Source organism: Streptomyces sp. NPDC001750, assembly GCF_042892615.1.
Classification (GTDB): Bacteria; Actinomycetota; Actinomycetes; order Streptomycetales; family Streptomycetaceae; genus Streptomyces.
In genome coordinates, this window is sequence record NZ_JBIAUE010000004.1 from 157,749 (window position 1) to 180,280 (window position 22,532).

The window sequence follows — 22,532 nt, forward strand, 5'->3', positions numbered from 1 at the left end:
TCCCCCTCGGGCAGGATCGGCGCGCTGTGCGCCGAACCGTTCCGTCACCCCTGTGTTCCGGACTCTCCGCCCGCGCGCTTCTCCTCCGCGCGGCGCTTGGTCTCCTCCGCGCGGCGCTTCGCCTCCTCCGCGATCTGCCGCTTGGCGACGGTCGCGTAGATGTCGACGTACTCCTGCCCGGAGAGCTTCATGATCTCGTACATCACCTCGTCGGTGACCGAGCGCAGGATGAAGCGGTCCCCGTCCATGCCGTGGTAGCGGCTGAAGTCGAGCGGCTTGCCGATCCTGATCCCCGGGCGCATCAGCTTGGGCATCACCTTGCCGGGCGGCTGGATCTTCTCCGTGTCGATCATCGCGACGGGGATGACGGGGGCGCCGGTGGCCAGCGCGACCCGGGCGAGTCCGCCGGGCTTGCCCCGGTAGAGACGGCCGTCGGGCGACCGGGTGCCCTCCGGGTAGATGCCGAACAGCCCGCCGCTCTCGATGACTTCGATGCCCGCCCGGACGGCGGCCTCACCGGCGCCCCGGGCGCCCGAGCGGTCCACCGGGAGCTGGCCGACGCCCTTGAAGAAGGCGGCGGTGAGCTTCCCCTTCACGCCGGGCGTGGTGAAGTACTCGGACTTGGCGATGAAGGTGACCTTGCGGTCCAGGACGGCGGGCAGGAAGAACGAGTCGGAGAAGGACAGGTGATTGCTCGCGAGGATCGCCGGCCCGTGCGCGGGGATGTTCTCCAGGCCCTCCACCCAGGGCCTGAAGGCGAGCTTCAGCCCGTTGCCGATGGAGAGCTTCATTGCGCCGTAGATCAACTCGGTGCCTCCTGTGTGCTGTCCGACAGACCTTAACCCGTGCGGGCGTCCCCGCTCCCGCCCGGACCGGGCGTTGCGGCGGACGGGGCCGGGACGGCCCTGGTCGGTGTCAGTCCGGTCGCGTACGGTGAAGCAATCCTCTGTACTTCCCTCTCTCCTTCCCCTTCAAGTCTCGTTCCCCTTCGAGCTCTCGTCCCCTTCGAGCCTCACGAACAGGAGATCCCCGGTGCCGGTCCTGCCTGGAGCCGAGCCGTTCCGCCACGAGGGCGGAGAGGTCGGTGTCCTTCTCTGCCATGGATTTACCGGTTCCCCCCAGTCGCTGCGCCCCTGGGCCGACCATCTGGCGGAACGCGGCCTCACCGTCTCGCTCCCGTTGCTGCCCGGACACGGCACCCGCTGGGAGGACATGCAGGTCACCGGCTGGCAGGACTGGTACGCGGAGGTGGACCGGGAGCTGCGCGGGCTGCTGGAGCGGTGCGGCCAGGTCTTCGTCTGCGGCCTCTCCATGGGCGGCGCGCTGACGCTGCGGCTGGCGGCGAAGCACGGTGACGCGATCAGCGGGCTGGTGCTCGTCAATCCGGCGAACAAGGTGCACGGTCTGTCGGCGTACGCGCTGCCGGTCGCCCGCCACCTGGTGCGGACGACGAAGGGCCTGGCGAACGACATCGCCAAGGAGGGCTCGCCGGAGCTGGGGTACGACCGCGTGCCGCTGCACGCGGCGCATTCGCTGCGGCAGTTCCTCCGCCTGGTCGACGCCGAGCTGCCCCAGGTCACGCAGCCCCTCCTGCTGCTGCACAGCCCGCAGGACCATGTGGTGCCGCCCGCCGACTCGGCCCGGATCCTCGGCCGGGTGTCGTCGACGGACGTCGAGGAGATCCTGCTGGAACAGAGCTACCACGTGGCGACGTTGGACCACGATGCGGAGCGGATCTTCGACGAGAGCCACAGGTTCATCGGCCGCCTCGCTCCGAGCGTCGGGAAGAAGGGGAGCGGGTCCGGTGGCTGAGCACGAGGCGGAGCGCACGGGAGGCGAGGACGGGCGCGAGTCCCTTCCCGCCGAGGGAACCGCACGGCCCGTGGAGGGCGTGGCTCCGGAGGCGGCGGACGCGCCCGGGGACGGACGCCGAGGCGGCGACCGTACGGACGCGCGGGACGCGGGCCCGTCGTCGGCTACGGCCCCGGCCGAGAAGGCGTCCGCCGACGCCGGCCCGCCGGACGGCCCCGGCCCGGGAGAGGGCCCGGACAACGAACGGCTCGACGAGGACGCGGCCTGGCAGGCGATCGTCGCGGGGTACGGCGAGGAGCCGCCGGACCCGCCGGGCGCCAGGCCGTTCCGGTCGATCGAGGACCTCGCGGGGCTGGAGGACGACCGGTCGGGCGTGCTCGATCCGGACAAGGGGATCGGCAAGAAGGCCCCCGGGCCGCCGGAGCGCCCGCTCGGCAGCTCGGTCGTGTTCGCGCCCGGTGTCGGCGGACCGCGCGACTACGAGCTCGCGAAGCCCGAGGACGACGACCTCGACGACACGGACGAGGGGCACTTCGTCCCCCCGGAGCCGCCGCCGCTGCCGGAGGCCGACGTCACGGCGAAGTTCGCCTGGCTCGCGGTCGTCGGCGGTCCGGTGCTGATGCTGCTCGCGGTCCTGCTGCGGTGGGAGATCACCTGGTGGCTCGGCACGGTCTGCGTCGGCGGTTTCGTGGGCGGCTTCATCACCCTGGTGGCGCGGATGGGGGACGACGACGAGGACGAGGACGACCCGGGTCGCGGGGCGGTCGTCTGAGAGCCTGTCGGGGCGGGGCGCCCGTCACCCGGGCTCCCCGCGTGCCCCGTTCCTGCGGCAACCGGGGGCGGACGGCGGGATCAGGGCCTGAGCGCGGGCACCCGTAGCACCGCCAGGACCGGCAGGTGGTCGGTGGCCGCCCGCAGGTCCGCGTCGGCGAGGCCCGGCAGCCCGGTGGGGACGCCGCAGCCGAGCACCTCGATCCCCTCCGTCGCGAAGACCGCGTCGATGCGCTGTTGGGGGTGGTCCGACGGCGAGGTGTTCTCGTCGCCCCACGGCCGTACCGCCCAGCAGTCCTGGAGCCGCCCGGCCAGCCGCCGGAACGCGGCCCCGCCCGGGGTCTCGTTGACGTCCCCGGCCGCGATGGCGTGCTCGACGCCCATCGCGTCCAGCTGTTCCAGCACCATCCCGGCCTGGGCCAGGCGTTCGTCGGAGCGCAGGCTCAGATGGAAGCTGAGCAGACCGATCCGGGTGCCCGCGATCCGTACCACCGACGTGGCGAATCCTCTGCGGTGCAGACCGGGGGTCAGCGGCAGCAGGAGGTCCTCCGTGCGCTCCACGGCGGCCCGCAGCGAGCAGAGCAGCAGCGGCCCGGCCGCCGTGGCGCCGCCGCCGAGCACGACGAGATCGGTACGGGCCGCGAGCCAGGCGGCGTGCTTGCGCCAGCGGAAGAAGCGCGGGGCCTCCTGGACGAGGACGAGGTCGGGGGCACAGGCGCCGATGACACGGGCCAGTGCCTCGCGGTCGTCACGCATCGACCGGACGTTGTAGCCGAGCACTCTGATGACCGCCGAACCGTCCGGCTCGGTGCGGGAGTCGGGCAGTGGCGTCGCAACCATGGGAACCACGATACGGCGGACGCCCGTCGCGTCCCATGGGGCGCGACGGGCGTCCGGCTCCGTACGGTGGCGGGCTCGGAGCCGCCGGGCGGCCTGACGGCCTCTCAGCCCTGGCGGGCCAGGTCCGCCGCACCCACCAGCCCCGCCTTGCCGCCCAGTTGGGCCGCGAGCACCTGGGCGTGCGGGCGCCACTGGCTGCCGATCAGCCAGCGGCGGAAGGACTTGCGGATCGGTTCGAGGACCAGTTCGCCCTCGTCCGAGACGCCGCCGCCGATGATGAACGCGGACGGGTCGAAGAGCGAGGCGAGGTCGGCGAGTCCGGCACCGGCCCAGCGGGCCAGCTCGCGGAACGAGTCGATCGCCACCGGGTCGCCCTGCCGGGCGGCCTGGCTGATGTGCTTGCCCTCGATGCCGTCGATCGTGCCGTCGCCGAGCGACAGCAGGACCGCGGCGTTCTCGGGGGTGGCGTTGGCGCGCTGCCTGGCGTACCGGACGAGGGCGCGGCCGGAGGCGTACTGCTCCCAGCAGCCCTGGCTGCCGCAGCCGCAGAGCAGACCGTCCGGAACGACCCGGATGTGGCCGAACTCGGCGGCCACGCCGAAGCGTCCTCGGCGCAGCTTGTTGCCGATGATGATGCCGCCGCCGAGGCCGGTGCCGAGCGTGATGCAGATGACGTCGTCGTGGCCCTGGCCGGCACCGAAGCGGTACTCGCCCCAGGCGGCGGCGTTGGCGTCGTTCTCGACGACGACGGGAAGGCCGACGCGCTGTTCGACCTTGTCCTTCAGCGGCTCGTGCCGCCAGTCGATGTTCGGTGCGAACAGGACGGTGGCGCGCTTGTCGTCGACGTATCCCGCGGCGCCGATGCCGACCGCGTCGATGCGGTGCCCCTCGCTCGCGCCGGACACCGCGTCCGCGATCGCGTCCACGATGCCGCCGGCCGTCGACGGGGTCGGCACCTTGAACGTCGAGAGGATGCGGCCCTCCTCGTCGACCACTCCAGCCGCGATCTTCGTGCCGCCGATGTCGACGCCGATGGTGAGTCCCATGAATCCCTCAGTTTCGGTCGAGCCCCGCTGGGGCCAACCGTACCCGAGCCGCGGACCCGGACTTCGTCACTGTCAGTCCAGGTCGATGTGCTCGCCGCCGGAGGCTCCCCCGTCGCGCGGGTCGGTGGGGTCGTCGGACCGCTTCCCGGTGCCGGCCCGGTCCCCCGCGTCCCTGGTCCAGCGGCGTTCCTGACCCTGGACGGCGGAGCGGTAGGCGGCGAGGAGCTCGCCGCCGGCCGCGGCGAGATGGTCGAAGACGTCCGGGTTGCGTTCGATGACGGGCTGGGCGGCGGACTTCGCCTGCTTGATGATCTGCTGCACGGTGCCCTGGGCCGCCGGGCCCAGCAGCGGCGTCGGGAGGGACGAGATCCGGTCGGCCACGGCGTCGATCAGCTTGCGCAGCTCCTCGGCGGCGGTTCCGGGGCCCGGGCCGTGGTGGGCGCGGCGGCGGGCCTTCTCCGCTTCGAGGTCCTCGGCGCAGGCCCGTGCCCACGCGTCGTCGTCGACGGGACGATCGGTGGCTTCGCTCATGGCGGACTCCTGCGACGTGGTTCGCCCGCGGTCGCGCCTGCGGGACCGTACGGGTACGTACTACCGACGTTACCCGAACGGTGGGGTGCCGTTCAGTCCGTACGGGGCCACAGCCCGGGGTCGGGGGTGAACCTGACCCGGAGCACCCCGTCGGTGAGGGCGGCGCCGGAGACGGTGCAGCGGCGCAGTCCGGACTCCAGGGGGATGATCCGGTGGAACGGGCCGACGGTGAGCAGCAGTTCGTCGCCGCGGCGCACCAGTTGCAGGTCCGACTTGACGGCTCCGGGCAGCGGCAGGCACCAGACGAGGACGGGGCCGCCGTCGGCCGACGGGGCGCCCATGGCCCGGGGGCCGGGCGGCGGTGTGCGTCCGTCGTCCGCGGCGCCCGGTTCGCCGGTCCGCCGGGGGTCCTCGATCCACCACGGGTCGTCGGCCCGGCCGGGGGCCGGTTCGTCCGGTGCGGCGCACAGTCCGTCCCCCGCCCCGAAGCCGCCGGTGGCCGCCCCGGCGGGCGCGGTGGAGCGGGCGAGGCCGTCGAGGAGGGCGAGGTCGCCGAGGTTCCGGGGGTCGCGGCCGAGGTGGGGCACCTCGTACAGCGCCGTCGTGGGGCCCCATTCCTCGTACCAGTGGTCGACGGTCTTCTCCTGCCGCGCGGCGAGGTCCGCGAACCAGGGGTCGCCGGAGTGCCGGGGCAGGACCCGGTTCACGGCGAGGGCGTCGACGCGCAGCCCGTGCAGGGCGAGGCCGGTGCGGGCGCTGCGCAGGGCGTCCTCGGCGGCCGGCCCCGGTTCGGCGACCAGCCGGAGCGTGGTGGCGCGGTCCTCGATCAGGGCCTGGACGGCGGCCAGTTCGGCGTCCTTGCGGGCGGCGGCCTCGTACAGCCACTGGGCGGGCATGGGCACCCCGGCGAGCTGGGCGAGCATGGGGCGCAGGGCGCGGGCGGCCTGGCGTTCCGGGGGCAGCAGTCGGCGCAGATAGCGGCGCAGCTGTTCGGGGAGGGCGAGGACGGCGAGTGCTTCGCGCAGCGGCGGCAGGTCGACGACGAGGAGGTCGAAGCGGCCGTCCGACCAGTCGCCCTCGGCGGCGCGGCGCAGCGCGTGCAGCAGGGCGAGCTGGGAACTGCCGGGGAGTTCGGTGAGTTCCTCGCCGTCCATCCGGTGCCCGCCGAGCAGGTCGAGCACGCCGGAGGCTCGGTCCTGGAGGGCGAGGAGTTCGCCGCGGAAGTGCTCGCCGGAGTCGATGCGGGCGGACCGGAGGCCGTCGGTGACCTCGACGGGCTCCGTGCCGTCGGGGAAGCCGGGTATGGGGTCGGCGGAGAGCAGCAGGACGCGGCGGCCCCTGCGGGCGGTGGCCAGGGCGGTCGCCGCCGCGACGGTGGTACGGCCCGCGCCGCCGGGCCCGGTGACGAGAACCGTACGCACCGGGTCAGCCCTTCGGCACGGACTCGACGCGCTTCTTCAGGCCGGCCAGGGCCCGGTCGATGATGACCTTCTCGGCCTTGCGCTTGATCATGCCAAGCATCGGGATCTTGACGTCGACGGTCAGCCGGTAGGTGACCTCGGTGCGGTCGCCGTCGCCGAGCGGGGCGAGCGCGTAGGTGCCGTCGAGGGCGCGCAGCATCTGCGACTTGACGAGGGTCCAGCTGACCTCGCGGTCGCCGGTCCAGGTGTACGCGAGGGTGTGGTCGTCCTTGATCGCCCCGGCGTCGAGGACGAGGCGGACCTTCTCGGCACGGCCCCGGTCGTCGGTGGCGAGCACCTCCGCCTCCTTGACCTCGCCGGTCCACTCCGGGTAGCGGGCGAAGTCGGCGATCACTCCCATGACGTCGGCCGGTGCCGCCTCGATCGTGATCGTCGAGCTGGTGTGTTCAGCCATCGCCGTGGCTCCTCCAGTGCGGTGTGACCGGTGCGTCGGCAGATGCCTGCCGTCAGAAGGCTATCGCGTGCCCGCGGTGCTCCGTCCCAGGGTCCGGCGCCGTGGCCGGTGGGGCGGCCGTGCGGGTCGAGGTCCGCCGCCGGGCCCGGGGCCCGTGCCGGGAGCGGCCATCGGGCCTGTCACCACTCCAGGGCCCACGGCCTTCCGGTGGAGGCGAAATGGCCGACGTTCACGCATTCGGTCGCGCCGATCCGCATCCGGCGGACCAGGGGCTGGTGGACGTGGCCGAACAGCGCGTAGCGGGGGCGGGTCGCGCGGATGGCGTCGAGCAGGGCCCGGCTGCCGCGCTCGAAGCGGCGCGCCACCGTGTCGTAGGTCAGTTCCGGCACGTCGGGCGGGATGTGGGTGCAGAGCACGTCGACCGTGCCGACCGCCTCGATCTTGGCCGCGTACTCCTCGTCGTCGATCTCGTACGGGGTGCGCATCGGGGACTTCAGGCCGCCGCCGACGAAGCCGAGGACCCGGCCGCCGATCTCGACGCGCCCGCCGTCGACGACCGTGGTGCCCGGTCGGGCGTACTCGTCCCACAGTCCGGGGATGTCGACGTTGCCGTAGGTGGCGTACGTCGGGGTGGGGAAGGCCGCGAAGAGTTCCGCGTACTGCTTGCGCACACCCGCGACGATCGCGGCCTCGCGGTCCATGCCCGCCCACAGGCGACGGCCGAGCTCGCGGGCCTCCTCGAAGCGGCGGGCGGTGCGCAGGGCCACGAGCCGGTCGGTGTTCTCCACGCCGAAGAGGTCGGGGAAGATGCCGCGCGAGTGGTCGGCGTAGTCGAGGAAGAGGACCAGGTCGCCGAGGCAGATCAGGGCGTCGGCGCCGTCCCCGGCGCGGGCCAGGGCCTCGGTATTGCCGTGCACGTCACTGACCACGTGGAGGCGCGTGCGCCGCGCGGCGGGGCTGACTCGGGTGTCCGGTACGGCAGGCATGGCGGCCAGCCTAGTGCCGCCCGGACAGGGCCCGCGGACCTGCGGCGGGCCCCGGGCCATGACGCGCGGTGGGCTACTGTGCGCGCAAGGATCGCCATCGTGTGTGACGCACAAGACATTGGCCCGAACCCCCTATCGAGAACTGAGTACTGGTGGGTAACGTCCGGGCAGTCCAGTCGTGCTCACTTCACACATGAGCATCTGCCTATCTTGGACCGCAGTCGGTGGGTCACACAGAGCCGTGGCACCGGAGCCCGATGAGGAGCAGCAGTCTTGCGCGAGTTCAGCCTTCCGGCCCTGTACGAGGTCCCCTCGGACGGCAACCTGACGGATCTCATCCGCCGCAATGCCGCTCAGCATCCCGACGTCGCGGTGATGAGCCGCAAGGTGGGGGGCGCGTGGGCCGACGTGGACGCCAGGCAGTTCCTCGCCGAGGTCAGAGGGGTCGCCAAGGGGCTGATCGCGGCGGGCGTCGAGGCGGGCGACCGGGTGGCCCTGCTGTCCCGCACCCGTTACGAGTGGGTCCTCCTCGACTTCGCGATCTGGAGCGCGGGCGGGGTCACCGTCCCCGTGTACGAGACCAGCTCGCCCGAGCAGATCCAGTGGATCCTCGGGGACTCCGGCGCCGCCCTGTGCGTCGTGGAGTCCGCGGCGCACGAGGCGTCCGTGGAGTCGGTCCGGGCGGATCTGCCCGCCCTGAAGGGGATCTGGCAGATCGAGGCGGACGCGATCGCCCGGCTGACGGAGGCGGGCGCGGACGTCCCGGACGAGACCGTGGACACGCGGATGGCGAGCGCCAAGGCGGACGACCCGGCCACCATCGTCTACACCTCGGGCACCACCGGCCGCCCCAAGGGCTGTGTGCTCACGCACCGCAGCTTCTTCGCGGAGTGCGGCAATGTCGTCGAACGGCTCAAGCCTCTGTTCCGTACCGGCTCGTGCTCCGTGCTGCTCTTCCTGCCCACCGCGCACGTCTTCGGACGGCTGGTCGAGGTGGCGTCGGTCATGGCGCCGATCAGGCTCGGCTGCGTACCGGACATCAAGCACCTCACCGATGAACTGGCCTCGTTCCGGCCGACGTTGATCCTCGGCGTGCCGCGCGTCTTCGAGAAGGTCTACAACGGGGCACGGGCCAAGGCGCAGGCCGACGGCAAGGGCGCGATCTTCGACCGGGCCGCGAACACGGCCATCGCGTACAGCCGCGCGCTGAGCACCCCGCAGGGGCCGTCCCTGGGACTGCGCCTGAAGCACAAGCTGTTCGACAAGCTGGTCTACGGCAAGCTGCGCGCGGTGCTGGGCGGACGCGGCGAGTACGCGATCTCCGGCGGCGCGCCGCTGGGCGAACGGCTGGGCCACTTCTACCGGGGCATCGGCTTCACCGTCCTGGAGGGGTACGGCCTGACCGAGACCTGCGCGGCCACCGCGTTCAACCCGTGGGACCGCCAGAAGATCGGCACGGTCGGCCAGCCGCTGCCCGGCTCGGTGGTCCGGATCGCCGACGACGGCGAGGTGCTGGTGCACGGCGAGCACCTGTTCACCGGCTACTGGAACAACGAGGCGGCCACGGTCGAGGCGCTGGCCGACGGCTGGTTCCACACGGGCGACCTCGGCACGCTCGACGAGGACGGCTACCTCGCGATCACCGGCCGCAAGAAGGAGATCATCGTCACGGCGGGCGGCAAGAACGTCGCTCCCGCCGTGATCGAGGACCGCATCCGCGGGCACGCCCTGGTCGCCGAGTGCATGGTGGTCGGTGACGGGCGGCCGTTCGTCGGCGCGCTGATCACCCTGGACGAGGAGTTCCTGCGCCGCTGGGCCGAGGAGCACGGCAAGCCGGCCGGGGCGACGGCCACCTCGCTGCGCGAGGACCCGGAGCTGCTGGCCGAGGTGCAGCGGGCGGTGGACGACGGGAACGCCGCGGTGTCCAAGGCGGAGTCGGTCCGCAAGTTCCGCATCCTGCCCTCCCAGTTCACCGAGGAGGCGGGGCACATCACCCCGTCGCTGAAGCTGAAGCGGAACGTGGTGGCGAAGGACTACGCGGACGAGATCGAGGCGATCTACCAGCGCTGACCGCGACCGCGCGGACCACCGGCGCCGACCACGGATCACCGGCGCCGAGCGCACGAAACCCCGGCGCCGAGCGCACGAACCACCGGAACCGAACGCGACCGAGCGAACGGGCCCGCACCGGACAGGGTGCGGGCCCGTTCGCGTTCTACCGTCCGGACGGCGTCAGAGCAGCTCCTCGAGCCGCTCGGCCAGCAGGTCCCAGCGCCACTTCTCCTCGACCCAGGCCCGTCCCCGCTCCCCCATCCGCTGCCGCAGCTCCGGGTCGTGCAGCAGGGTGACGATCCGGTCGGCGGTCTCCTCGACGGAGCCGCCGCGCACCACCCACCCCGTCTCGCCGTCGAGCACGGCGTCCGGCGCGCCGCCCGAGTCGCCCGCGACGACCGGCAGCCCGGTCGCGGACGCCTCCAGGAAGACGATGCCGAGGCCCTCCACATCGAGCCCGCCGCGCCGGGTGCGGCACGGCATGGCGAAGACGTCGCCCGCGCCGTAGTGGGCGGGGAGTTCCTCCCACGGCACGGACCCGGTGAAGTGCACCGACTCCTCGACACCCGTCCGACCGGCCAGCCTCTTCAGGTCGTCGGCGTACGGTCCGCCACCGACGATCAGCAAGGCCGCGTCCGGGACCCGCTCCAGGATCGCGGGCATCGCCAGGATCAGCGTGTCCTGGCCCTTGCGCGGCACGAGCCGTGACACGCAGACGACGACGGGCCGGTCGGCGAGCCCGAGCCTGGCCCTGACCAGGTCCCCGCCGGAGCCCGGATGGAAGGTCTTCTCGTCGACGCCGGGCGGCAGCTGGACCATCCGGCCGGCCGCCGCGGGGCTGAGCGCCGAGGCGATCCGGGAACGGGTGTACTCCCCGAGGTAAGTGAGGGTGTCCGTGCCGTCGCCGATCCGTCGCAGCAGCCGACGGGCCGCAGGCAGCTGGGCCCAGCCGGCCTCGTGCCCGTGCGTGGTGGCGACCAGGCGGCGGGCCCCGGCCCGGCGCAGCGCCGGGGCCATCAGCCCGAGCGGGGCCGCGGCGCCGAACCATACGGACGTACAGCCGTGTTCGCGCAGCAGCCCCACCGCACGCCGGGTGACCCGGGGGGTGGGCAGCAGCATCGTCGTGGGGTCCCGGACGACGGTGAACGGCTGCTCGGCGTCGAAGGCGGAGGTGGCCGCGACGCCTTCCGCGGTCCGCTTCCAGGTGGAGGCGTACACGACGACCCGCTCGGGGTCCAGCCGCAGGGCCATGTTGTGCAGGAACGCCTGGATGCCACCGGGGCGCGGCGGGAAGTCGTTGGTCACGATCAGGGTCTTGTCCATCGCGGCCGACAGTACCGGGCGGGTGGTCTTGATGGCCGACGCAGGGGGCGGGCGGGCATGATGGCCCCTCGTGCCGCGCGAGTCCGCTCGTGTCCGCGCCGTACGCACCGCACACGCACGACGGAACGGATGAGCTGCCATGACGGGATCGACCGGGGCGCGGCTCGCTCCCGCGGTGTGGGCCCTCACCAGGATCGCGCTGCTGCTCTGCGTCACGAAGGTGATCGTCCTGCCCGGTCCGGACGTGACCGACGACGTCTCGGTGATCTACCGGGGCTGGTCGGAGGTGCTGCGCTCCGGCACGTACCCGATGTCGGACGTGACCTGGCAGTACCCGCCGCTCGCCGCACTCGCGGTGCTCTCCCCCGCCCTGCTGCCCTTCCTCGACTACACCTCGGCGTTCTTCGTCCTCGTGCTGCTGTGCGACGGTCTGGTGCTGGGGCTGCTGCTGCGCGCGGGCCGCTGTAAGGACCGGTCGGCGGCGGGGGTGTGGGTGTGGGTGGCCGGGGTGCCGCTGCTGGGAACGACCGCGTACGCCCGCTACGACCTGATGGTGACGGCGGTGGCGGTGGCGGGGCTGCTGGCGGGCGTGCGGCACCCGCGGGTGCTGGGGGTGCTGGCCGCGGCCGGGGCGCTGCTGAAGGTGTGGCCGGCGCTGATCCTGGCCGGCACCGCGCCCGGCTCCCGGACGCGCCGGGCGTGGACGGCGGCGGCGGTGACGGCGGCCGGGCTCGCACTCGGCTGCGCGCTGGCGCTCCCCGGGGCGTTCGCCTTCCTCGGCTTCCAGCGCGACCGGGGCACCGAGGTCGAGTCGCTGGGGGCGCTGGTGTTCCACGTGGCGCGGGCGTCCGGCTGGCCGGGGCGGGTGGAACTGCACTACGGCTCGCTGGAGTTCCTGGGGCCGGGGGTGGAGCTGGTGAGCACCGTCTCCCTCGCTCTGTCCGTACTCGCGCTCGGCTGGCTGCTGGTGTGGCGGCTGCGCGCCCGTACCTTCCGGGCGAGCACCTCGGCCGACGCGGCGTTCACAGCGGTCCTGCTGTTCACGACCACGAGCCGGGTGATCAGCCCGCAGTACATGCTGTGGCTCGTCGGGCTCGCGGCGGTCTGCCTGGTCTTCCGGGGCAGCGGGATGGGGCTGCCGGCCGGGCTGGTGCTGCTCGCCACCGGCGTGACCCAGGCGGAGTTCCCGTTCGGCTTCGACAACGTGGTGGCCAGTGACGCGACGGGCGTGGCGCTGGTGTTCCTGCGCAACGGTCTGCTGGTCGCGGCGACGCTGATCGCCTGCCGTCGGCTGTGGCGGCGCACGGCACCCGGGGCCCCCGGCGACGACGCCGGGAGCCGGCACGGGATCGCGGCGGGCCGCCGTCGCGCCGCCCGGGAGTCGGAGCGCGTCGGTTCCTGAGCCGTGTGCGCGGACCGTGGCAGGGGCATGTCCGGGACCGGCCGGGCTTACGACCTCGTCCACGATTGTCAGCGGCGTCGCGGCGTCTGGGACCTCCGCCTTGGATTCGAAGGCTCCAGACGCCGCTCCTTCCTCCACTGCCCATCGTGGACGAGGTCGTTACGGGCTTCCCCCGGACAGGCTCAGCCGAGCCGGGCGCGCAGGTACTCCCGCCAGCGCGCGGTGAACGCGGCGGGGGTGCTGGAGAGCACCTCCCGCAGGGCCCGTTCCACCGCCCCGCCCCGCTCCCGCTGTCCGGCGACGGCACGGTAGAACGCGGAGAGCCTCCGCTCGCCCCAGGCGTCGGCGATCAGCTCGCAGGCCAGCAGGCCGCCCTCGTACGCCTTCGCCAGCCGGGCCTCGTCGCCCGCGAATCCGAAGTCCTCGTCCGCCGGGAGCGCGGCGGGAAGCTCCCCGCGCCGGACCGCGGCGGCCAGTTCGGGCGCCGCCTGCGCGGCGGTGCGGTGCTCGGCGCGGTAGGCCACCCGGTCCGCGAAGCCCTCGGAGAGCCAGACCGGGGTGGCGCCGGTGGTGCGGGCCCGGGTGGCGACATGGGTGATCTCGTGGGTGAGGACGACCCGTTGCCCGAACGCGCCGAGTGCGCCGTACGCCTGCGGATTGACGATCACCCGGTCCGCGGGGGCCCCGTCCGGGCCGCCGGGCCGCGCGGTGGTGACGGCCGCCATGCCCCGGTAGTCGGCGGCGGGCGCGCCCAGCAGCCCGGCCATGTCCTCCACGGTGTGCGGTACGAGCACCAGCACCCGGCCGGGCCAGCGTTCCGGCCAGGCACCGGAGACCACGGGCACCGCCCGGTCGGCGGCCCGGGAGATCGCGCGCAGCTCGCGCCCGGTGCGGCCGACGCCGAGGACGAGACTGTGCGTGCCGCGCACCGCCCGGACCCGCCCCTGCTGCCAGAGCAGGCCGGCGCCGCCGTCCGCGCCCGGCCGGTCGGCGGTGAGGTACCAACGGCCGTCCGCCCCGTCCCGGCGCAGGTCGAGCACCCGGTCCGCGGTGGCCGGGGCCCGGTCGTACCCCTTGATCCGGTAGCTCAGCCGGACGTGCGCGGTGACGCGGTCGGCGCCCGGTCCGGTCAGCTCCGTGACCCGGTACGTCCAGGAGGCCAGCGGCACGTCCGCGAGGTTGTCCAGCTCCTGGCGCTGGGCCGCGCGCAGCCCGGTGGCGCGGGGATCGACGGAGGCCAGGTAGGCGTCCGTGTCATGGGCCGTCACGGCGGCGGCGCGGCGGTCGAGGAGGGCGCGCACGGAGCGGGCGTCGTCCCCCGTGACGCGATCGGCGGAACCGGCCCCGGAGCCGCCGGGGGCCGCGCAGCCGGACAGGAGCAGCGCCCCGGCGAGCAGCACTCCCGCCGCGCGCCGCCCACCGTCCCGTCCCCGTCGCCGACCCATCCGGTCGAGAGTACGGGGCCGGTCGCGGGTGAGGGCACCGCGGGCGACCGGGAACCGGACGCGGACGGCCGGTCAGACGCGGGTGACCGAGGAGACCGGCATCATGCCGACGGGGTCGTAGCGCACCGGGGCGCCCGGGTACGGGGCGTGGACGACCCGGCCGTTGCCGACGTACATGGCGATGTGGCTGGCGTCGGCGCGATACGCCACCAGGTCCCCGGGGCGGGCCTGGGAGAGCGGCACCATGTGTCCCGCGTACCGCTGGGCCTGCGAGGTGCGGGGCAGGCCGACACCTGCCCGGGCGTACGCCCACTGCATGAGTCCGGAGCAGTCGAAGCCGTCGGGTCCGTTGGCCCCCCAGACGTAGGGACGTCCGAGGGCCTGCTGGACCGCCATGACGGCGACGGCCGCCCGTGCGGAGCCGGCCGGCGGTCCGGCCGCCGCCGCGAACGCGTCCTCGCGGCCGGAGCGGGAGGCGTTGGCGAGGTCCGTCCGGTCGGCGCCGGGCAGCGTGCCCAGCAGCCGCTTGGCCTGGGCGAGTTTGCGCTCGACGGTCCGCTTGTGGCGGGCGGCCGTCTCGCGGTTGCGTTCCAGTCCGGCCAGGGCGCGGGCGGCCTCCACGCGGGTCTGTTCGAGGGAGCGCCGGGTCTGCCGGAACTCCCGAAGCCCAGCCGCCTGACGCTCCGTCAAGCGGTTCAGCGCCGCCGCGCGTTCGAGGTAGGTGTCGGGGTCGGAGGAGAGAAAGAGCTGCACCGACGGGTCGAGGCCGCCGGAGCGGTACTGCGCGGTGGCCAGCGAACCGAGCGAGGTGCGCAGCCGGTTGAGGTGTTCCTGCCCCCGGGCCGCCCGGTCGCGCGCCCGGTTCGCCTCGTCGCGCAGCCGGTCGGCGCCCTCTGCGGCCCTGTTGTACTGCTCGGTGGCACGCTCGGCCTCGACGTACAGCCGGTCGATCCGGGCCTTCACGCTCCGGGGCGTGTCCTGCGGCTCGGCGTTCGCGGTGGCCGCCCCGAGCGTGGCGGCGGCGGTCGCCGTCGCGGCCGACAGAACGGTGGCGCGAGCACCCCGGTTGAGACCGGGCTGTGTGGAACGGCGATGGGACACCACAGGACACCGCACTCCCTTCCGCTGTGCGCGGATGTGCGCGGCCCCTGCCGCCCGGACGGGCGGACCGACGACGGGAGCCGCACAGCAGGCAGACAGTAGTCGTACGGCCGGGCGGCGACCAGGACCTCGCCGGGCGGCCGGACGGGCGGGAAAGCGGGCGCCCCGCCGGTGACCTGTGGTCTCCGGCGGGGCGGGCCGATCTGCGGGGCGCGGGAATTCGCCCGTTCGGGCGTCGTCAGGCGACGCGCACGCCGAACTGGAAGCTGCCCATGGTGTTCATCGACTCGTAGCGGACGTACGCGCCCGGGTACGGGGCGTGCAGCACGGTGTTGTTGCCGGCGTAGAGGCCCACGTGCGAGGTGTTGTTGAAGAAGACCAGGTCGCCCGGCTTCAGCGCGCCGCGCCCGATCCGGGGGCCGTCGTTGACCTGCGTGTACGTGACCCGGGAGATCTGGACGTTGGCCTGTGCGTAGGCCCACTGGGTCAGCCCGGAGCAGTCGAAGGAGTTGGGGCCGGTGTGACCGGAGGCGTACGGCTTGCCCACCTTGGTGGAGGCGGCGCTCAGGGCGGCCGCGCCGCGGGCGGAGGCCGGGGCCTCGTTGCCCAGCTCGACCCGGTCGACGGCGTCGCGGCTGGCGCGGCTGCTGGCGCGCTGTTCGGCCTCCTGCATCTTCGCGCGCTCGGCCGCGGTCAGCGTGTTGAGCAGCTGGCGCGCCTTGGCGAGCCTGGCCTGGAGCTGCTTCTTCTTCTCGCCCATCACCTTGCGGGCGTCCGCGAGGTCACCCAGCTTGTCCTGGGCCTCCTTGCGCTGCTGCGCGAGGACCCGCTGCTTCTCCTGGATCTTCCGCAGCGCATCGGCCTGCTTGGCCGTCAACTGGTCGAGCGCGGAGGCCTCGTCGAGGAAGGTGTCCGGGTCTGAGGAGAGGAAGAGCTGCACCGACGGGTCGAGGCCACCGGAGCGGTACTGCGCGGCGGCGAGCGAACCGAGGCCGCTGCGCAGGTTGTTGATCTCCTGCTGGCCGCGGGCCACCTTGTCCTGCAGCGCGCTGACTTCCTTCTCCAGCTTCTGCTGCTTCTCCTTGGCGCCGTAGTACTGCTCGTTGGCCTCGCCGGCCTCGTGGCCGAGCTTGTCGACCTCCGCCTTGACCTCGCTCTTGGAGGGCTTGGGGTCGGCCTGGGCCGCCTGGGAGGACAGGGCCACGGCTGCGGCGGCGGTCGCGGTGAGCACGGTCACACGGGCGCGGCTCGGCTGCTTGGGACGACGGTGGGACGCCACGAAGGCGATCTCCTTCTTCCTCCGGCCGCCTACCGGGCTGTGGGGGGCTCGGGTCCCCGGCTCCGTGCACGTCACGGACTCGGCGGGTCCTTCGCCGTCACCCCGGATGGGTGATCAACCGAGCGAAGGTTCGATGGTGACCCTAGTGACCAACTTGTGATCAGTTCAAATCCTCAACGGAAAAATCTCACCACAGCAGGTACTTCTTTACCCATATCACACAGGCCGTAGCGACGGCCTGACGGTGCGTTCCATGAAATCCGGCGAGTCGTGACAACCATCATGAGACGCGCGAAAGACGCTTCAGGAGCAAGGCGGACGCGACGGGCCGGGCGCCCGCCTTCGCCACCCCGTCGGCGACCTCGCGGTCGGTGGAGACCACCACGACCGGGCGTCCCGGCGGTTCGGCACGGGCCAGTTGGCGGATCAACTCGTCGGCGGTCACGCCCGGCTTGCTGAACAGCACGCGGACGCCGCGCGGCGGCGCGAGCAGAACCGGGGCGGCGAGTTCGGCCCCGTCGAAGACACAGGTCATCTCCGCGCCGGTCTGCGCGGCGAGCACCGAGAGGCCGCCCAGCAGCCTCAAGCGCTGCTTCTCCAGCGGCAGTTGGGGGTAGCCGGTCTTGGTGACGTTGTAGCCGTCCACGATCAGGTGCGCCTGCGGCAGCGCGAGCAACTGGTCGAGCAGGGCCGGGTCGGTCTCCGAAAGCGCCCTGGCGGCAATGTCCTTGGGCGACATCCGGCCGGGCTCGACCGCGTCGACCCCGTCCGCGGGGCGGACCGAGGCCGGGGGCAGGGCCAGTTCACGGCGCAGCCCCCGGGCCGCGTCGAGCACCGTGTCCAGCAGCAGCCGCAGTCGCATGTCCTCGACCGAGCGGCCCTCCCGCGCGGCCCTGCGGCCCGCCTCGGCGGACGCCTCGGCCTCGCCGAGCCGCGCCTTGAGCCGACGGCTCTCGCTCTCCGCCGCGGAGAGCTGGGCAGCCGCCTCGGCGCGCACGGCATCGGTCTCCGCCCGGCTGCGGCGCAGCGCGGCCTCGCCGCGCCTGACGTCGTTGACCGCGCTGCGCAGTTTGCGCTGGAGGGAGTCGGCCTCCTTGCGGGCGGCGTCCAGTTCGGCGCGCAGCCGTTCCGTCTCGCTCCTGGTCTGGGCACGGGCCCGGGCGAGCTCCTCGCGCAACTGCTCCAGCTCGCGGCGGCTCGCCTCGTCGGCCCGTTCGGCCTCGGCGCGCTGGACCTCCTCGCCCGCGGCGGCGACCAGCTTCACCCAGCCCACCGGGCGCAGCACATAGGCGGCCGCGGCGACGTCGACGGGATCGGCGGCCGCGGGCGGCGAACCGGATTCCAGGGCACGGGCCAGCTCCGGCTGCTGCTCCCCCAGCCGTTCACCGATGCGCTGCCGGAACAGCGCGTCGCTCTCCAGCGCCGCCGCCATCGCGTTCCCGGCGAACTTGGCGCGCCGGGTCGGCGTGAAGCGGGCGTACTGTCTCAACGGGGCCGGGAGTTCGCCGACCGTCAGACCGCCGAACGCGTCCGAGACCAGCGCGACGACCCGCCGTCGCACGCCTTCGGGCAGCGGGCGGTCGAGCGCCTCGACAGCGCCGTCGGCCGCCTCGGCCGGTTCGGCGCCGCTTGCGGGCCGCTCCACCATCCGTCACCTCAAAATCGATTGTCTGTGCGCGGCTCCGTCAGGAGTCGGCACCCGGCCTGGCGACCAGTTCGATCTGGTCCACCGCGTTGCACCAACGGCAACGCACCGACTCGATGGTCTCACTGACCACCTCGCGTTCCTCGACGGTTGCCTCCCCGGCCAGGTCGAGATGGACGTACTCGACGACCTTGGAGGAACGCGTCACGTCGAAGCGCGTGAGATTTCCGCAGAGCGTGCAGCGCCAGCGGGTCCCGTCGGTCGGCTGCGGAACCGTCGTCATCGTTGCGTCCTCTTTCGTCGATCCTGATGCCGTCTGTTTCAAGGATCTCGCGGTGCGCCGTCGAACTGCGGATTGTCCTGCCGTGCAAGGGGCCGCTCTGCTCACCACCGGCCCCTCTTAACCCTACGGCCTCGCCGCGTCCGCCCGACACGGCGAGGCGGTCTGTCCCGTTCCCTCCACTTGCGTCATGCTCTGTTCATGATCGATCTGCGAGTTGCGGCCGGCAGGCTGACCAGCGGACTCCTACGGACGGTCACCTCCGGCGGCCCGCTGGTCACCCACACCCTGATCGCGGCGTGCTGCCTGATCTTCGTGCTCGGCCCGCTCTCCGGCCTCCGCCCGCCCCAGGGCACCGCCGAGGCCGTGCTCGCCGCACAGGCCGGCTACTTCGAACGCTGGGGGGTGATCCCGAACGAGCTGTGGAACGGCTCCGGGCGCGTCCTGCTCACCCCGCTCACCGCCCTCTTCGTGCACGGCAGCTGGCTGCATCTGCTCGGGAACATGCTGTTCCTGTACGTGTTCGGGGCGATGACGGAGGAGCGCATGGGCCGCGCCGAGTTCGCCCTCTTCTACGTGGTGTGCGGCTATCTCGCGCTGGCCGCCTACGCCGCCGTGCACGCCACGTCCGACCAGACACTGGTCGGCGCCTCGGGGGCCATCTCGGCGGTACTGGGGGCCTTCCTGTACCTGTTCCCCAGGGCCCGGGTCACCAGCCTGTTCCCGTTCCTCTTCTTCCTGCCGCTGCGCTTCCCCGCCTGGATCGTCCTGATCTTCTGGTTCGTCCTGCAGTGGCTGGCGGTCCGGAACTCCGGCGACGGCGGGCCCGGCGTGGCCTATCTGGCCCATGTGGTCGGCTTCGCGCTCGGCTTCCTCTACGCATGGGGGCGCTACCGGCGTGCGGATAGAGTGAAGGCCCCAGCAGCGGCCACCGAGGGAGAGAACCAGCCGTGATCAGCGCGATCGTGCTCATCAAGACCAGCGTGGACCGGATTCCCGAGATCGCCGAGGCCATCGCCGCGCTGGACAACGTCAGCGAGGTCTTCTCCGTCACCGGCACCTACGACCTGATCGCCATGGTCCGGGTGGCCCGGCACGACGACCTGGCGGACGTCATCCCCGGCCGGATCAGCAAGATCCCCGGCGTCGAGGCCACCGACACGCACGTGGCCTTCCGCACGTACTCGCAGCACGACCTGGAGGCCGCCTTCAACATCGGCCTCGACGCGTAGCGTCCGCCTCCCGCACCCCGGTGGAGGCGGCGCCGCCTCCCCCACCGGGGTCACGCACCTCTCAGCCCCGGTCCGGCACGCAGCGACCGCCTTCGGTGCGGTAGGTCCACCGGGCGCCCTGACCGACCAGCTCCCTGACCGCCCGCACGAAGCGCTCGATGTGCTCGTCGGGCGTACCGGCGCCGAAGCTCACCCGGATCGCGTTGAGCGACCTTTCGCCCGGCGCGGCCTCCGGAGCGCCGCACTCGCCGACCTCCTGCGGGTCGCCGCCCAGCAGCGTACGGACCAGCGGGTGGGCGCAGAACAGTCCGTCGCGCACCCCGATGCCGTACTCGGCGGAAAGCGCCGCGGCGAAGTGCGAGCTGTTCCAGCCCTCCACCACGAACGAGATGACACCGACCCGCGGGGCGTCGTCGCCGAACAGCGAGAGCACCGTGACCTCGGGGACCTCGGCGAGCCCGGCGCGGACGGCGGCGACGAGCCGCTGCTCCCGGGCGACCAGGTCGTCGAAGCCCGCCTCGGTGAGCGCCTTGCAGGCGGAGGCGATGGAGTACACGCCGATGACGTTGGGGGAACCGGCCTCGTGACGGGCCGAGGTGGTGTGCCACTCGACGTCCACACCGCCGTCGGCCCGGCGGGCGACCTTGCGCGAGGCGCCGCCGCCGGCGAGGTACGGCTCGGCGTCCCGGAGCCAGTCGGCCCGGCCCGCGAGCACGCCCGAGCCGAACGGCGCGTACAGCTTGTGCCCGGAGAAGGCGACCCAGTCGACGTCCAGTTCGGTGATGTCGATGGGGTGGTGCGGGGCGAGCTGCGCGGCGTCCAGCACGATCCGGGCACCGTGCGCGTGCGCGGCGGCCGCCAGCTCCCTGACCGGCCACAGTTCGCCGGTGACGTTGGAGGCGCCGGTGACGCAGACCAGCGCGGGGCCGTAGGGGTCGCGGTCGGCGAGCGCCCGCTCCAGCGTCTCGACGGCCTGGGCCGGGGTGCGCGGGGCGTTCAGGTACGTCACCCGGGCGTCGCGCCACGGCAGCAGCGAAGCGTGGTGCTCGGTCTCGTACACGAACACCTGGCAGTCGGCGGGGACCACCGCGGCCAGCAGGTTGAGCGAATCGGTGGTCGAGCGGGTGAAGACGACCTGGTCGTCGGGGCGGCAGCCGAGGAACTCCGCGACGGTCTCGCGGCTGCTCTCGAAGAGGTCCGTGGAGAGCTGCGAGAGGTACCCGGCGCCGCGGTGGACGCTGCCGTAGTACGGGGCGTACGCGGCGACGTCGTCCCAGACGCGCTGGAGGGCCGGGGCGCTGGCGGCGTAGTCGAGTGCGGCATAGGTGACTTCACCACCCGTGACCAGCGGAACCGTTACATCCTTTCCCAGAACCGACAGAGGGGCACAAAGCGACTGGTCGGCGGCAGCGGTGAGGACAGACATGGCGAACTCCCGTAGAAGGCAGGCGAAACGCATGCGCCGGCGGATACGCGGCAGCGCAGCGGAAAGAGAAAGAGGGCGCGGAAAGGGCGAGAACGCCCTAGCGCATTCGCATGCTCACAAGAGACTCCCTAGGGACCAGGACCCCGGGGGTTGGCATTCACTGATGCCGAGGGGCCCGCGCTTGCCGCAGACCTCGCTGCCTGCGGCCTGGTCTTCACCCGGGGCACCCCGCCACGGACGGAGGGTTGCCGGACAGCGGGCCGGGGCCGTAGTCGCTGTCACTCATGACCTGCCTGCATCCTGCCATACGGATGCGAACGCGCAAGGGCGCGGTCCAGGATCCGGACCGCGCCCTGCGTCACATTCCGTCGGTTCGGAGGCTGTCGGATGTCCGATCGCTGCTCACCCGACGGGTGCTCAGGTGTTGCTGGCCGCCACCCAGCGCTCCAGCGCGCGCCGTGCCGCCCCGGAGTCGATGGACTCGGCGGCCTTCTCGATCCCGGCGGCGAGCTGCTCGTTCAGCGTGCCGTCCGTCGGGTCCAGGGCCACCAGCGCCGCGGCCGAGTTGAGAAGCACGGCCTCCCGTACGGGCCCGTGCTCACCGGCCAGCACCCGGCGGGCCACATCCGCGTTGTACGAGGGGTCGCCGCCGCGCAGTGCCTGGGCCGGGACCAGTTCCAGACCGATGTCGCGCGGGTCGAACGCCTCCTCGCGCACCGCTCCGTCGCGGACCACCCAGACCCGTGAGGTCGCGGTCGTCGTCAGTTCGTCGAGCCCGTCGTCGCCGCGGAAGACGAGCGCCGAGTTGCCCCGTTCGGCGAGGACGCCGGCGACGATGGGCGCCATCCGCAGATCGGCGACGCCGACGGCCTGGGCGCGCACCCGGGCCGGGTTGGTGAGCGGGCCGAGGACGTTGAACGTGGTCTGGGCTCCCAGCTCCTTGCGGGCGCGGGCCGCGTACCGCAGCGCCGGGTGGAACTTCACGGCGAAGCAGAAGGTGATGCCCGCCTCCTCGGCGACCTCGACCACGCGCCGCGCGCCGAGGTCCAGGTTGACTCCGAGCTTCTCCAGCACGTCGGAGGAGCCGCTCGCCGACGAGGAGGCGCGGTTGCCGTGCTTGACGACCTTGGCGCCGGTGCCCGCGATGACGATCGCCGACATCGTGGAGATGTTGACCGTCTTCGCGAGGTCGCCGCCGGTGCCGACGATGTCGACCGTGCGGCCGGGGACGTCGATGGTGTTGGCGTGCTCGTACATCGCGCGCACCAGTCCGGACACCTCGTCGACCGTCTCGCCCTTGGCACGCAGGGCCACCGCGAAACCGGCGATCTGCACGTCGGTGGCCTCGCCGCTCATGATGCGGTCCATCGCCCACGCGGTGTCGTCCGCGCTCAGGTCCTCGCCGCGCAGCAGCGGGTTCAGCACGCCGGGCCAGGAACGGTCCGCCACGCTGTCGCCGCCGCCCGGGGTCACAACGTTCATGGTC

21 protein-coding genes and 1 riboswitch are annotated in these 22,532 nt (G+C 73.0%); of the genes, 6 read left to right on the forward strand and 15 right to left on the reverse strand.

Going from position 1 to position 22,532, the window contains the following annotated elements; translation table 11 throughout:
- Nucleotides 1-44 precede the first annotated feature (44 nt).
- A complete protein-coding gene (locus tag ACFYY6_RS08970) occupies nt 45-806 on the reverse strand; it encodes a lysophospholipid acyltransferase family protein (RefSeq protein ID WP_351524463.1) in 762 nt (253 codons plus the stop codon).
- Nucleotides 807-1,032: 226 nt separating this feature from the next.
- Between ACFYY6_RS08970 and ACFYY6_RS08975 the strand changes: the two genes are divergently transcribed.
- Both ACFYY6_RS08975 and ACFYY6_RS08980 read left to right on the forward strand, forming a co-directional pair.
- Nucleotides 1,033-1,812, forward strand: a complete 780-nt coding sequence (locus tag ACFYY6_RS08975; RefSeq protein ID WP_351524464.1) for an alpha/beta fold hydrolase — start codon at nt 1,033-1,035, stop codon at nt 1,810-1,812.
- Nucleotides 1,805-2,584, forward strand: coding sequence for a hypothetical protein (locus tag ACFYY6_RS08980; protein ID WP_389192323.1), 780 nt, complete (start codon nt 1,805-1,807; stop codon nt 2,582-2,584). Before ACFYY6_RS08975 ends, ACFYY6_RS08980 begins: the two co-directional genes overlap by 8 nt.
- Nucleotides 2,585-2,664: 80 nt before the next feature.
- Here ACFYY6_RS08980 and ACFYY6_RS08985 read toward each other — a convergent pair whose 3' ends face one another.
- The 6 genes from ACFYY6_RS08985 to ACFYY6_RS09010 form a co-directional block, all read right to left on the reverse strand.
- Nucleotides 2,665-3,423, reverse strand: coding sequence for an endonuclease/exonuclease/phosphatase family protein (locus ACFYY6_RS08985; protein WP_388649528.1), 759 nt, complete (start codon nt 3,421-3,423; stop codon nt 2,665-2,667).
- A gap of 104 nt (nt 3,424-3,527) precedes the next feature.
- Nucleotides 3,528-4,469 (reverse strand): ROK family glucokinase, encoded by a 942-nt coding sequence (locus ACFYY6_RS08990; protein WP_351525460.1) that lies wholly within the window; start codon nt 4,467-4,469, stop codon nt 3,528-3,530.
- A gap of 72 nt (nt 4,470-4,541) precedes the next feature.
- Nucleotides 4,542-5,000 carry a DUF5304 domain-containing protein gene (locus ACFYY6_RS08995; RefSeq protein ID WP_360112489.1) on the reverse strand — a complete coding sequence of 153 codons (459 nt, stop codon included), beginning with the start codon at nt 4,998-5,000 and terminating at the stop codon, nt 4,542-4,544.
- Between the two features lie 92 nt (nt 5,001-5,092).
- Nucleotides 5,093-6,421 carry an ArsA-related P-loop ATPase gene (locus tag ACFYY6_RS09000; protein WP_351623636.1) on the reverse strand — a complete coding sequence of 443 codons (1,329 nt, stop codon included), beginning with the start codon at nt 6,419-6,421 and terminating at the stop codon, nt 5,093-5,095.
- 4 nt (nt 6,422-6,425) lie between these two features.
- Nucleotides 6,426-6,875 carry an SRPBCC family protein gene (locus tag ACFYY6_RS09005; RefSeq protein ID WP_073788906.1) on the reverse strand — a complete coding sequence of 150 codons (450 nt, stop codon included), beginning with the start codon at nt 6,873-6,875 and terminating at the stop codon, nt 6,426-6,428.
- A gap of 179 nt (nt 6,876-7,054) precedes the next feature.
- Complete coding sequence (locus ACFYY6_RS09010) at nt 7,055-7,861, reverse strand: metallophosphoesterase (RefSeq protein ID WP_351525457.1); 807 nt, start codon at nt 7,859-7,861, stop codon at nt 7,055-7,057.
- Nucleotides 7,862-8,134: 273 nt separating this feature from the next.
- Here ACFYY6_RS09010 and ACFYY6_RS09015 point away from each other — a divergent pair, with 273 nt between their 5' ends.
- The gene (locus ACFYY6_RS09015; protein ID WP_389192326.1) at nt 8,135-9,931 is read left to right on the forward strand and encodes an AMP-dependent synthetase/ligase; all 1,797 of its coding nucleotides are present in this window, start codon (nt 8,135-8,137) and stop codon (nt 9,929-9,931) included.
- A gap of 162 nt (nt 9,932-10,093) precedes the next feature.
- On the opposite strand, the gene ACFYY6_RS09020 is transcribed toward ACFYY6_RS09015, so the two are convergent.
- Complete coding sequence (locus tag ACFYY6_RS09020) at nt 10,094-11,236, reverse strand: glycosyltransferase family 4 protein (protein WP_351623640.1); 1,143 nt, start codon at nt 11,234-11,236, stop codon at nt 10,094-10,096.
- A 139-nt stretch (nt 11,237-11,375) separates the two neighbouring features.
- Between ACFYY6_RS09020 and ACFYY6_RS09025 the strand changes: the two genes are divergently transcribed.
- The gene (locus ACFYY6_RS09025; protein ID WP_389192329.1) at nt 11,376-12,638 is read left to right on the forward strand and encodes a glycosyltransferase 87 family protein; all 1,263 of its coding nucleotides are present in this window, start codon (nt 11,376-11,378) and stop codon (nt 12,636-12,638) included.
- A gap of 182 nt (nt 12,639-12,820) precedes the next feature.
- Here ACFYY6_RS09025 and ACFYY6_RS09030 read toward each other — a convergent pair whose 3' ends face one another.
- The 5 genes from ACFYY6_RS09030 to ACFYY6_RS09050 all read right to left on the reverse strand — a co-directional run bounded on the left by ACFYY6_RS09030 (nt 12,821) and on the right by ACFYY6_RS09050 (nt 18,391).
- Nucleotides 12,821-14,083 (reverse strand): hypothetical protein, encoded by a 1,263-nt coding sequence (locus ACFYY6_RS09030; RefSeq protein ID WP_386608721.1) that lies wholly within the window; start codon nt 14,081-14,083, stop codon nt 12,821-12,823.
- Between the two features lie 72 nt (nt 14,084-14,155).
- Nucleotides 14,156-15,187: an NlpC/P60 family protein gene (locus ACFYY6_RS09035; RefSeq protein WP_351518510.1), complete on the reverse strand. Its 1,032-nt coding sequence runs from the start codon at nt 15,185-15,187 to the stop codon at nt 14,156-14,158.
- A gap of 235 nt (nt 15,188-15,422) precedes the next feature.
- The gene (locus tag ACFYY6_RS09040; RefSeq protein WP_351518512.1) at nt 15,423-16,463 is read right to left on the reverse strand and encodes an NlpC/P60 family protein; all 1,041 of its coding nucleotides are present in this window, start codon (nt 16,461-16,463) and stop codon (nt 15,423-15,425) included.
- Nucleotides 16,464-16,743: 280 nt separating this feature from the next.
- Nucleotides 16,744-18,108 (reverse strand): NYN domain-containing protein, encoded by a 1,365-nt coding sequence (locus ACFYY6_RS09045; RefSeq protein ID WP_351518540.1) that lies wholly within the window; start codon nt 18,106-18,108, stop codon nt 16,744-16,746.
- A 40-nt stretch (nt 18,109-18,148) separates the two neighbouring features.
- Nucleotides 18,149-18,391 (reverse strand): hypothetical protein, encoded by a 243-nt coding sequence (locus ACFYY6_RS09050; RefSeq protein WP_073782241.1) that lies wholly within the window; start codon nt 18,389-18,391, stop codon nt 18,149-18,151.
- Between the two features lie 198 nt (nt 18,392-18,589).
- On the opposite strand from ACFYY6_RS09050, the gene ACFYY6_RS09055 reads away from it, so the two are divergent.
- Both ACFYY6_RS09055 and ACFYY6_RS09060 read left to right on the forward strand, forming a co-directional pair.
- A complete protein-coding gene (locus tag ACFYY6_RS09055) occupies nt 18,590-19,342 on the forward strand; it encodes a rhomboid family intramembrane serine protease (protein ID WP_351518514.1) in 753 nt (250 codons plus the stop codon).
- Nucleotides 19,339-19,620, forward strand: coding sequence for an Lrp/AsnC family transcriptional regulator (locus tag ACFYY6_RS09060; protein ID WP_073782239.1), 282 nt, complete (start codon nt 19,339-19,341; stop codon nt 19,618-19,620). Before ACFYY6_RS09055 ends, ACFYY6_RS09060 begins: the two co-directional genes overlap by 4 nt.
- A 61-nt stretch (nt 19,621-19,681) precedes the next feature.
- Here ACFYY6_RS09060 and ACFYY6_RS09065 read toward each other — a convergent pair whose 3' ends face one another.
- Together ACFYY6_RS09065 and trpD are read right to left on the reverse strand one after the other, a co-directional pair.
- Nucleotides 19,682-21,046, reverse strand: a complete 1,365-nt coding sequence (locus ACFYY6_RS09065) for an aminotransferase class V-fold PLP-dependent enzyme (protein ID WP_351518516.1) — start codon at nt 21,044-21,046, stop codon at nt 19,682-19,684.
- 172 nt (nt 21,047-21,218) lie between these two features.
- Nucleotides 21,219-21,336, reverse strand: a riboswitch (SAM riboswitch).
- 127 nt (nt 21,337-21,463) lie between these two features.
- Nucleotides 21,464-22,528: an anthranilate phosphoribosyltransferase gene (gene trpD / locus ACFYY6_RS09070; protein ID WP_351623645.1), complete on the reverse strand. Its 1,065-nt coding sequence runs from the start codon at nt 22,526-22,528 to the stop codon at nt 21,464-21,466.
- Nucleotides 22,529-22,532: the final 4 nt, after the last annotated feature.

Bases quoted from the DNA above. Each gene is read 5' to 3' on its own strand.
- ACFYY6_RS08985 (WP_388649528.1), bottom strand. From the start codon at position 3,423: ATGGTTGCGACGCCACTGCCCGACTCCCGCACCGAGCCGGACGGTTCG.
- ACFYY6_RS08990 (WP_351525460.1), bottom strand. From the start codon at position 4,469: ATGGGACTCACCATCGGCGTCGACATCGGCGGCACGAAGATCGCGGCT.
- ACFYY6_RS08995 (WP_360112489.1), bottom strand. From the start codon at position 5,000: ATGAGCGAAGCCACCGATCGTCCCGTCGACGACGACGCGTGGGCACGG.
- ACFYY6_RS09005 (WP_073788906.1), bottom strand. From the start codon at position 6,875: ATGGCTGAACACACCAGCTCGACGATCACGATCGAGGCGGCACCGGCC.
- ACFYY6_RS09010 (WP_351525457.1), bottom strand. From the start codon at position 7,861: ATGCCTGCCGTACCGGACACCCGAGTCAGCCCCGCCGCGCGGCGCACG.
- ACFYY6_RS09020 (WP_351623640.1), bottom strand. From the start codon at position 11,236: ATGGACAAGACCCTGATCGTGACCAACGACTTCCCGCCGCGCCCCGGT.
- ACFYY6_RS09025 (WP_389192329.1), top strand. From the start codon at position 11,376: ATGACGGGATCGACCGGGGCGCGGCTCGCTCCCGCGGTGTGGGCCCTC.
- ACFYY6_RS09030 (WP_386608721.1), bottom strand. From the start codon at position 14,083: ATGGGTCGGCGACGGGGACGGGACGGTGGGCGGCGCGCGGCGGGAGTG.
- ACFYY6_RS09050 (WP_073782241.1), bottom strand. From the start codon at position 18,391: ATGACGACGGTTCCGCAGCCGACCGACGGGACCCGCTGGCGCTGCACG.
- ACFYY6_RS09055 (WP_351518514.1), top strand. From the start codon at position 18,590: ATGATCGATCTGCGAGTTGCGGCCGGCAGGCTGACCAGCGGACTCCTA.
- ACFYY6_RS09065 (WP_351518516.1), bottom strand. From the start codon at position 21,046: ATGTCTGTCCTCACCGCTGCCGCCGACCAGTCGCTTTGTGCCCCTCTG.
- trpD (WP_351623645.1), bottom strand. From the start codon at position 22,528: ATGAACGTTGTGACCCCGGGCGGCGGCGACAGCGTGGCGGACCGTTCC.